The organism is Gaiella sp. (assembly GCF_039915195.1).
In the GTDB taxonomy this organism is placed as follows: Bacteria; Actinomycetota; Thermoleophilia; order Gaiellales; family Gaiellaceae; genus Gaiella.
Window position 1 is genome coordinate 17,846 of the sequence record NZ_JBDSNT010000090.1, and the last position, 9,182, is coordinate 27,027.

Below are 9,182 nucleotides of genomic sequence, written 5' to 3' on the forward strand. Positions count from 1 at the left end.
TCAGGACCAGGCGAGGCGGACGCCGGCATAGGCGACGACAGCGATGAGCAGCCACGAGGCGAGGCCGAGGGCGAGAGGGCGAGCGCCGAGTCGACGCATCCGGCTGACGTTGACGCGGGTGCCGAGCGCGAACAGCGCCATGCCGAGGAGGACGGTTCGGAGGTCGTCGATCCGGACGAGCGCCCGGTCGGGAACGATGCCGATGCTCGCGATCACGACCATGGCGACGAACGCGACGATGAACGGCGGCACGAGCGGCGGGCGCTCGCCGCGTTCGGTGCTCGTCTGCCGATGGCGAAGGGCGATGCCGGCGATCAGCGGGGCGAGGAGCATGACGCGTGTCAGCTTCACGACGATCGCAGTCGCGAGCGCGACGCTGCCCGCCGTCGACGACGTCGCGACGACCTGCGCGACGTCGTGGACGCTCGCGCCGACCCAGGCACCGAACTGCTCGTCGTCGAGACCGAGCGCGCCCTGGAGGGGAGGCAGCGTCACGATCGCGAGCGTGCCGCACAGCGTGACGAGAGCGACGGAGAAGGCCACCTCGTCCTCGTCTGCGTCGATGACGCCGTTTGCGGCCGCGATTGCCGAGACCCCACAGATCGAGAAGCCCGAGGCGACGAGCAGCGAGAGGTTGTCCGAGACACCGAGCTTCCGCCCGGCCCATCTGGTCCCGAAGAACGTGATCACGACAACGCCGACAACGACGAGAAGGGCACGGAAGCCAAGCGCGAGGATGTCGGGAAACACGAGATCGAGCCCGAGCAAGACCACTCCGAGCTTGAGCACCGGTCCGCCTGCGACCTTCAGACCGGGGGCGGCTCCGTCGGGCACCCGAGCAAGGTTCGCGAGCGCGATCCCGAGAGCGACGCAGAGGACGAGCGGGGGAAGGTCAGGCATCGCTCGGTGTGCGCCGAGCGAGAGTGCGACACCGATCCCCGCGAGCGCGAGGCCGGGCGCAGCACGCGTCATTCGTCCGGCTGCAGGAACGGGTAGCGGTAGTCGGTCGGCGGCACGAGCGTCTCCTTGATCGTGCGGGGGCTGACCCAGCGGATCAGGTTCCACATCGAGCCGGCTTTGTCGTTCGTGCCGGAGGCTCGAGCGCCACCGAAGGGCTGCTGACCGACGACGGCTCCCGTCGACTTGTCATTGACGTAGAAGTTGCCGGCGGCGTTCCGCAGGGCGTCGTGGGCCTCGGCGATGGCGTAGCGGTCATTCGCGAACACGGCTCCGGTGAGCGCGTACTGGCTCGTCTCGTCGACGACCCGGAGCGTCTCCGACCACTTGGACTCGTCGTAGACGCAGGCGGTGACGATCGGTCCGAAGAGCTCGTCTCGCAGCAAGCGGAAATCGGGGTCGTCGGTCTTGATCACGGTCGGGTCGACAAACCAGCCCTCGCTGTCGTCGGTCTCACCGCCGACGACGATCTCTGCACCGGCGGCGCGCGCCTCGGCGATCGCGTCGCGCTGGGTGTTGAACGACGTCTGGTCGATCACCGCGCCCATGAAGTTCGTGAAGTCGCTCACATCGCCGACCGAGATGGTCGCAACCTCCGCCTCGAGTGTCGAGCGCACCTCCGACCAGAGATTCGACGGGATGTACAGCCGGGACGACGCAGAGCACTTCTGTCCCTGGTACTCGAAGGAACCGCGCACGATCGCGGCAGCCACTTCGGTCGGATTCGCGGACGGATGGGCGACGACGAAGTTCTTGCCGCCGGTCTCACCGACGATCCGCGGGTAGCCGCGATAGCGGCCGATGTCGTTGCCGATCGTGCGCCAGATCGACTGGAAGACCGCGGTGGAGCCGGTGAAGTGCACCCCCGCGAGGTCGGGGCTCGCGAGCGCGGCGGCTCCCATCTCGGCGCCCGGTCCGAAGACGAGGTTGATCACGCCCGGCGGGAGGCCGGCCTCCTCGAAGATCCGCATCGTGATCCAGGCAGATAGGGCCTGCGTCGAGGCGGGCTTCCAGACGACCGTGTTGCCCATCAGGGCCGGGGACGACGTGAGGTTAGCGCCGATCGCGGTGAAGTTGAACGGACTGATCGCGAAGACGAATCCCTCGAGGGCGCGGTACTCCATGCGGTTCCACACACCGGGCGACGAGACCGGCTGTTCCTCGTAGATCCGGACGAGATACTCCGCGTTGAAACGAAGGAAGTCGATCGTCTCGCAGGCCGCGTCGATCTCGGCCTGGAAGGCGGTCTTCGACTGGTTGAGCATCGTCGCCGCGTTGATCGTGGAGCGCCATGGCCCGGAGATCAGCTCCGCCGCGCGAAGGAAGATCGCGACGCGCTCGTGCCACGGCGTGCGTGCCCATTCGGGAGCGGCGGCCCGCGCGGCGGCGATGGCTCGCTCCACTTCGGCAGCGCCGCCACGCTCGACGTCCGCGAGGACGTGGGATCGCCGATGAGGCATGACTGCCTCGAACGTGGTGCCAGTCTCTACGCGCTCGCCGCCGATCACCATCGGAATGTGAACACGCTCGCTGGACATCTCGGCGAGTCGCGCTTGCAAAGCGGCGCGCTCGGGTGTGCCGGGTGCATAGCTCGAGATCGGCTCGTTGAAGGCGGCCGGCGGGCGGAAGATTCCGGGAGCGCTCATGCGCCGATTGTATTGTCGTCAGCGTGCGCGTGACGCGATTCCCCTACGAGATCCCCGGCTGGGGGGTGGGCGAGATCTGGGTGCGCGACGGAATCGTTGTTCAACACGAGCTCGCATCGGAGGAGATACGAGCTTGCTCGCCCGGTTTTGCCGAGGGGTTCGCCGGGCAACCGGTCGGGATTTCGGGCCACGGTTCGAGCGGGCCGCGGGCAGAGCCCTCCGACCCCGCGACGTGGTGCCGGAACGGGGGAGCGGGGCTCCCAACGGGAAACGTAGCGGGCAAGCCGCGACGGAAACGCGCCGACATCGTGTCGGATCTGTCTCGGCGGATCGAGGCCCATCTCAACGGTGTGCCGACGTCCTACGACGGCGTCGTCATCGATCTCGCGTGGGCGACACCGCTCCAGCGTGAGCTCGCCGTCGCCGCCCGGGCAATTCCGTGGGGGGAGGTCGTCTCGTACGGTGAGCTGGCGGCGCTGGCGGGTCGCCCCGGCGCGGCCCGGGCAGCCGGCTCGTTCTGTGCCGATAATCGCTACTCGCTGATCATCCCATGTCACCGCGTCGTCGCAGCCAACGGAATCGGGGGCTACGGCGCTGCCGGTCCGGCACTGAAGCTTCGGCTTCTCACCCTCGAGGGTGTGAACCTGTGAGCTCCGGCTCTCTCGTCGAGGACGTCAGAGCGGAGCTTGCGGCGATCGCTCCCCGCCAGCGCTGCGATCGTCTCGCAGAACTCTCTGCCCTCTTTCACACGGCCGGTGTCGCGCACCTTCGGGGACGGGGAGCGATCGATCTCCACCTCGACCTTGGATCATCCGCCGCCGCGAGGCGTGCGTTCGCCCTCCTTGCCGAGCTCCGGATCCCGTCCGAGATCCGGACGTACGCCACGCACGCCTTCAACCGTGCGACCCGCTACCAACTCCACGTCGAGGGGTCGGACGCGACCCTCGCCACGCTCGCAGAGGCAGGTGTGCTCGACGGTGAACATCGACCTCTCGACCGACCTCCTGGCCGCGTCGTCGCCCGCTCGTGCTGTCGAGGCGCGTATCTGCGCGGTGCCTTCCTCGGCGGAGGATCCCTGACCGGCCCGAGATCGCCGCACCTCGAAGTGCGAACGCCGAGCCTTGCAGGTGCCTCGTTCGTCCGTAGCGTCTGCTCGTCCGAGGAGGTGCGGGTGAAGGTGGAGGAGAGGCCGTCCCACGCCCGCGCCTATGCGAAGGGCTGGGAGGAGATCGAGGGCTACCTGCTTGCTGCAGGCGTCGTCGATGCGGTGCTCGGCCTGGAGGAGCGGAGCGTCGTTGCCGAGATGCGTTCCGAGGCGAACCGGCTCACGAACGCCGACCATGCGAACCTCGTGCGCACTGCTCGCGCGGCGCACCGCCAACTCGACGCCGCGAGAGCCCTGCAAACGTCGGGCGCGCTCGAATCGCTGGCCGAGCCGCTGCGCGAGGCCGCCTCGCTTCGACTTCGTCATCCTGCACTGTCGCTTCGGGAGCTCGCGGGCCTGACGAGCCCTCCGGCTACCAAGGCGGCCATGCAACGGCGTCTGGCGAGGCTCGTCGAACTGGCGGAACGCTAGACGCGAGCCCGAAGGTCACCCGCGAGGCCTGAACGGCGGGCTTGGGGGAGGAGCTCCGAGGACGACCTCCTCCCCCAACGAGCGCGCTCCGGACTGGACGGCGAACGGGGTCTGGATTCACCGACCGGGAGCGCGGACCCACCGCGTTCGAGTATGAAGGCCGACGGACGATTCCTCAACCCGGATCGCCGGCGCAACGAGGGGTTAACGGAAGGCCCGAAGCAGGCGCCGGGTTAGACTCGGTGCAGACATCGACCATTCGAGGAGAGTGAGGGATCATGGCGGTTCGCGTCGGCATCAACGGTTTCGGACGCATCGGGCGGAACTTCTTCCGTGCCCAGCAGGAGCTCGGGGCGGGGATCGAGATCGTTGCGGTCAACGACCTCGGCGACGCTACGACGATGGCCCATCTTCTCAAGTACGACTCGGTACTAGGGCCGTTCCCGGGCGAGGTCTCGCTCGGAGACGGCGTGATCAACGCCGGCGGCGAGCAGATGAAGATGCTCTCCGAGCGCGATCCGGCGGCGTTGCCGTGGGGTGACCTCGGCGTCGACGTCGTCCTCGAGTCGACCGGGTTCTTCACGTCACGGGAGGGAGCGCAGAAGCACATCGATGCCGGCGCGAGCAAGGTCGTCATCTCCGCACCCGCCACCGATCCCGACTTCACGGTCGTGCTCGGCGTCAACGACGACGGGTACGACAGGGAGCAACACCACATCGTCTCGAATGCCTCCTGCACGACAAACTGCCTCGCTCCCCTGGCCAAGGTGATCGACGACCTCGCCGGGATCGAGAGTGGCTTCATGACCACGATCCACGCGTACACGTCCGACCAGAGTCTGCAGGACATGCCACACAAGGATCTCCGCCGGGCGCGTGCCGCAGCGATCAATCTGATTCCCACTTCGACGGGGGCTGCGAAGGCGATCGGGCTCGTCCTGCCACATCTGAAGGGCAAACTCGACGGCGTTGCCGTGCGTGCCCCGGTTGCCACCGGCTCGCTCACCGACCTCGTCGTCACGCTACGCCGCGAGGTCACGAAGGACGAGCTCAACGCCGCATACGCGGCGGCGGCCGCAGGACCACTCGCCGGGATCCTCCGCTTCTCGGACGACCCGCTCGTCTCGAGCGACATCGTCCACTCGCCGTTCTCCTGCATCTTCGACAGCGAGCTCACAATGGCGCATGGGGCGACCGCGAAGGTCTTCGGCTGGTACGACAACGAGTGGGGATACAGCTGCCGCCTCGTCGACCTCGTCGGGAGACTCCTGGCGTGAGGTTGCCCCGCTCGGTCGAGACCGCCGACGTCAAGGGCCGACGGGTTCTCGTTCGCGCCGATTTCAACGTCCCGCTCTCAGACGGCGTGATCGCGGACGACACCCGGATTCGGGCGTCTTTGCCGACGCTTCGCTGGCTCCTCGACCAGGGAGCAGCAGAGGTCTGTGTCGTCTCACATCTCGGCCGGCCGAAGACGTCCGAGGATCATGCGCGGTTCGCGATGGCCCCGGTCGCGACCCACCTGAGAGAGCTGCTCCCGGACGATCGGCTACGCGTTCTGGAGAACACGCGGTTCAATCCGGGGGAGACCGCGAATGATGCCGGCTTCTCCGCCGAACTGGCCGCGGGTATGGATCTCTTCGTCAACGACGCGTTCGGCTCGGCTCACCGCGCGCACAGCTCCACCGAAGGGGTCGCGAGACTCCTGCCCGCCTACGCAGGCCTTCTGCTTCTCGCCGAGATCGAGCATCTCGGTAGGCTCCTCGGCGATGTTGCCCATCCGTTCGTGATCGTCGCCGGCGGCGCCAAGGTCGACGACAAGCTCGCGGTGCTCGAGCACCTCGGAGGGCGCGCCGACCGCGTGTTGATCGGCGGCAAAATGGCCGAGCAGGTACGCGTCCACAACCCGCTCTCGTTCGCCGTCGAGCTCCCGAGCGATGTTCTTGCGGCGAGTGCATTCACGGCCGACGCAGAGTCGCACGTGGCGCGCGTGGACGACGTTCCCGAGGGCTGGCTCGGACTCGATATCGGCCCCGAGACCGCCGATGCGTTCGCCGAAATCATTCGTGGGGCGGCCACGATCTTCTGGAATGGCCCCATGGGGGTATTCGAATGGGATCGCTTCGCCGGCGGAACGCGAGCCGTCGCAGAGGCCGTCGCGGCTGCGGACGCCTACTCTGTCGTGGGAGGGGGCGACTCCGTTCGCGCGATCACGGAGCTCGGCCTTGCGAAGCGCGTCTCGTGGGTTTCCACGGGCGGTGGCGCGTCGCTCGAGTTCCTGGAAGGCCGGGAGCTCCCCGGCATCGCCGCTATCCCGGAGGGCTGAACGATGATCAAGCTGATCGCCGGCAACTGGAAGATGTTCAAGGGCCCGACCGACACGCTCGCGTTCTTCGACTCCTTCGAGGCACCTGACGGAGTCGACGTCGTGCTCTGCCCGCCGTTCGTCTCGCTCGAGGCCGCGGTCGGTGAGGAGTGGCCGATCTACGCGCAGAATGTCCACTGGTCGGACGAGGGAGCATTCACCGGTGAGGTCTCGGCGCGCATGCTGGTCGAGCTCGGCGTCCAAGGAACGCTCGTCGGGCACTCCGAGCGCCGCCTCTACTTCGGAGAGACGGACGACACGGTGCGCCTCCGCGCCGAGGCGGCCCTCGCGGCCGGGCTCGGGGTCATCGCTTGCGTCGGCGAGACCGAGGCTGAGCGCGAGACCGGTGAGACGGAGGCCGTGCTCCGCCGGCAGGTCGAGGTGCTGCCGCACAACGATTCGCTCGTGATCGCCTACGAGCCGGTGTGGGCGATCGGCACGGGCAAGACCGCGACACCCGCGATGGCCGAGGATGCGCACGCCTTCATCAAGTCTCTCCACGCGACCCGTGTGCTGTACGGCGGCTCCGTGAAGCCTGAAAACGCAGCCGAGCTTCTCTCCCAACCGTCGATCGACGGTGCGTTGGTTGGCGGAGCCTCCCTCGACGCCGCGTCGTTCTCGAGCCTGTGCCAGATCGCAGCTTCCCTCTCGTAACGCTCGTCGTTCTCGACGGGTGGGGCCTCGCCGCGCCTGGTCCGGGCAACGCGGTCGAGCTTGCAATGACTCCCGTCTTCGACCGCCTCCGCGAGACCTTCCCGCACACGACGCTGGCCGCTTCCGGCAAGGCCGTGGGGCTGCCCGACGGTCAGATGGGCAACTCCGAGGTCGGCCACCTCACGATCGGTTCCGGCCGCGTTCTCTTCCAGGATCTGATGCGTGTGAACGTCGCGGTCGCAGATCGGACGATCTTCGAGAACGCGGTGCTCCGCGCTGCATTTGCCCGAGCGCGTGAACGCGGGGGAGACGTTCACTTGCTCGGGCTCGTCTCCCATGGCGGCGTCCACTCGCACATCGATCACCTCCTGGCGCTTCTCGAGTTCGCACGGCGCGAGGGCATGGGGGAGCGCGTCTGGATTCACGCGTTCACGGATGGGAGGGACGTTTCTCCGCATGCGGCCGAAGCCGATCTCGCGCTGCTCCCGGGCGACCGGATCGCGACAGTGGTCGGTCGCTACTACGCAATGGACCGCGATAGTCGGGCCGATCGGACGGATCGGGCCGTTGGCGCTATCGTCGACGGCCTCGGTGCGAACGTCGCCGACCCCGTCCAGGCCGTGGTCGCGAGCTACGAGGCCGGTGCGACCGATGAGTTCATCGAGCCGATCGTGCTGGATGGTCGCCCGCGGCTGAACGCCGAGACCGACAGCGCGATCTTCTTCAACTTCCGGCCGGATCGAGGCCGCCAGCTCTCGCGTCGCCTCCTCGCGCGCGGGGTCGACCTGACGACGATGACCCGGTACGCCGAGGACATCGATGCCCCAACGGTGTTCCCGGAGCAAAAGGTCGTGGACACGCTCGCGGCAACACTGAGTGCTGCCGGCGTGCGGCAGCTCCACGCGGCCGAGACCGAGAAGTACGCGCACGTGACGTACTTCTTCAACGGCGGCGAGGAGTCGGAATGGGAGGGGGAGACGCGTGTGCTCGTACCTTCTCCGCGCGACGTCGCAGGGTACGACGAGAAGCCGGAGATGTCGGCCGCCAGCGTCGCCAACGAGGTCGTGCGTGCTCTGCCCGAGGGGTATGGCTTCTGCGTCGTGAACTTCGCGAATCCGGACATGGTCGGTCACACGGGCCTGATCCCTGCCGTCGTCACCGCCGTGGAGACTGCCGATGCGGCCCTGGGTCGGGTTGTCGACGCGACACTCGCTCTCGGTGGTGTCTGCCTCGTCACGGCGGATCACGGCAATGCCGAGACGATGCTCGAGCCGGACGGGGCCAGCCCGCACACAGCTCACACGACAAACCCTGTTCCACTCGTGCTCACGATCCCCGGAGTGACGCTGCGAGCCGACGGCGGGCTTGCCGACCTTGCTCCGACGGTGCTTTTGTTGCTCGGCCTGACAATTCCGACGGCGATGACGGGAAGCCCGCTGATCACGCACAATCGGTGACATTTCAGCGACTCGTAAATAGTTGGTGAAATCCTTGCTATCGGCTGTATGCTCGGCCGCGAATTGGCGCTCGAACAGCCCGATCTCGGAATTCTCCGCAAAGCCCAGAAGGGCGACGAGCGGGCGTTCTCGATCATCGTTCGCGCCTACGAGCGGCCGGTCTACAACTACGTCCTGCGGCTCGTCGGCGACCGTGCGCTCGCCGAGGATCTGACGCAGGAGTCCTTCCTACGCATTTATCAGGGTCTTCCCGGCTTCTCGCTTCGTTCGCGGTTCACGACATGGATGTTCCAGGTGACGAAGAACCGCGTGCTCGACGAGCTCCGTGCCCTCGAGCGGCGACCCCGCAGTGCCGTGAGCATCGACGACATCGCGCCGCTCGAGTCGCTCGACGCTCCGTTCGAGCGAGCGGAGACGATCACGGCGCTCTGGCGGGCGGTCGAGACCCTGAACGTCGACCTCAGGATGGCGCTGCTGCTTCGTGACATCGTTGGCCTGTCGTATTCCGAGATCGCCGACTCGCTCGAGAT

9 protein-coding genes are annotated in these 9,182 nt (G+C 67.4%); 7 read left to right on the plus strand and 2 right to left on the minus strand.

Going from position 1 to position 9,182, the window contains the following annotated elements:
- Together ABIR74_RS08855 and pruA are read right to left on the minus strand one after the other, a co-directional pair.
- Window positions 1-972, minus strand: a complete 972-nt coding sequence (locus tag ABIR74_RS08855) for a putative sulfate exporter family transporter (RefSeq protein WP_348177166.1) — start codon at window positions 970-972, stop codon at window positions 1-3.
- Window positions 969-2,603, minus strand: a complete 1,635-nt coding sequence (pruA, locus tag ABIR74_RS08860) for an L-glutamate gamma-semialdehyde dehydrogenase (protein ID WP_348177168.1) — start codon at window positions 2,601-2,603, stop codon at window positions 969-971. Before pruA ends, ABIR74_RS08855 begins: the two co-directional genes overlap by 4 nt.
- 23 nt (window positions 2,604-2,626) lie before the next feature.
- Between pruA and ABIR74_RS08865 the strand changes: the two genes are divergently transcribed.
- From ABIR74_RS08865 to ABIR74_RS08895, 7 genes are all read left to right on the plus strand, one after another.
- Window positions 2,627-3,253 carry a methylated-DNA--[protein]-cysteine S-methyltransferase gene (locus ABIR74_RS08865; protein ID WP_348177170.1) on the plus strand — a complete coding sequence of 209 codons (627 nt, stop codon included), beginning with the start codon at window positions 2,627-2,629 and terminating at the stop codon, window positions 3,251-3,253.
- Window positions 3,250-4,179, plus strand: a complete 930-nt coding sequence (gene whiA / locus ABIR74_RS08870) for a DNA-binding protein WhiA (protein WP_348177172.1) — start codon at window positions 3,250-3,252, stop codon at window positions 4,177-4,179. The genes ABIR74_RS08865 and whiA overlap by 4 nt, the downstream gene beginning before the upstream one ends.
- 278 nt (window positions 4,180-4,457) lie before the next feature.
- Window positions 4,458-5,456: a type I glyceraldehyde-3-phosphate dehydrogenase gene (gene gap, locus ABIR74_RS08875; RefSeq protein WP_348177174.1), complete on the plus strand. Its 999-nt coding sequence runs from the start codon at window positions 4,458-4,460 to the stop codon at window positions 5,454-5,456.
- 2 nt (window positions 5,457-5,458) lie between these two features.
- Window positions 5,459-6,502, plus strand: coding sequence for a phosphoglycerate kinase (locus ABIR74_RS08880; protein WP_348177183.1), 1,044 nt, complete (start codon window positions 5,459-5,461; stop codon window positions 6,500-6,502).
- Window positions 6,503-6,505: 3 nt separating this feature from the next.
- Entirely contained in the window at window positions 6,506-7,195 is a 690-nt protein-coding gene (gene tpiA, locus ABIR74_RS08885; RefSeq protein ID WP_348177175.1) for a triose-phosphate isomerase, read from the plus strand.
- On the plus strand, window positions 7,168-8,652 hold the full coding sequence (gpmI, locus tag ABIR74_RS08890; RefSeq protein ID WP_348177177.1) for a 2,3-bisphosphoglycerate-independent phosphoglycerate mutase: 1,485 nt from the start codon (window positions 7,168-7,170) through the stop codon (window positions 8,650-8,652). The genes tpiA and gpmI overlap by 28 nt, the downstream gene beginning before the upstream one ends.
- A 63-nt stretch (window positions 8,653-8,715) precedes the next feature.
- A partial coding sequence (locus ABIR74_RS08895) for a sigma-70 family RNA polymerase sigma factor (protein ID WP_348177179.1) occupies window positions 8,716-9,182 on the plus strand: 467 nt, incomplete at its 3' end.

Coding starts and splice junctions, on each gene's coding strand:
- ABIR74_RS08855 (WP_348177166.1), bottom strand. CDS start 972: ATGACGCGTGCTGCGCCCGGCCTCGCGCTCGCGGGGATCGGTGTCGCA.
- pruA (WP_348177168.1), bottom strand. CDS start 2,603: ATGAGCGCTCCCGGAATCTTCCGCCCGCCGGCCGCCTTCAACGAGCCG.
- gap (WP_348177174.1), top strand. CDS start 4,458: ATGGCGGTTCGCGTCGGCATCAACGGTTTCGGACGCATCGGGCGGAAC.
- tpiA (WP_348177175.1), top strand. CDS start 6,506: ATGATCAAGCTGATCGCCGGCAACTGGAAGATGTTCAAGGGCCCGACC.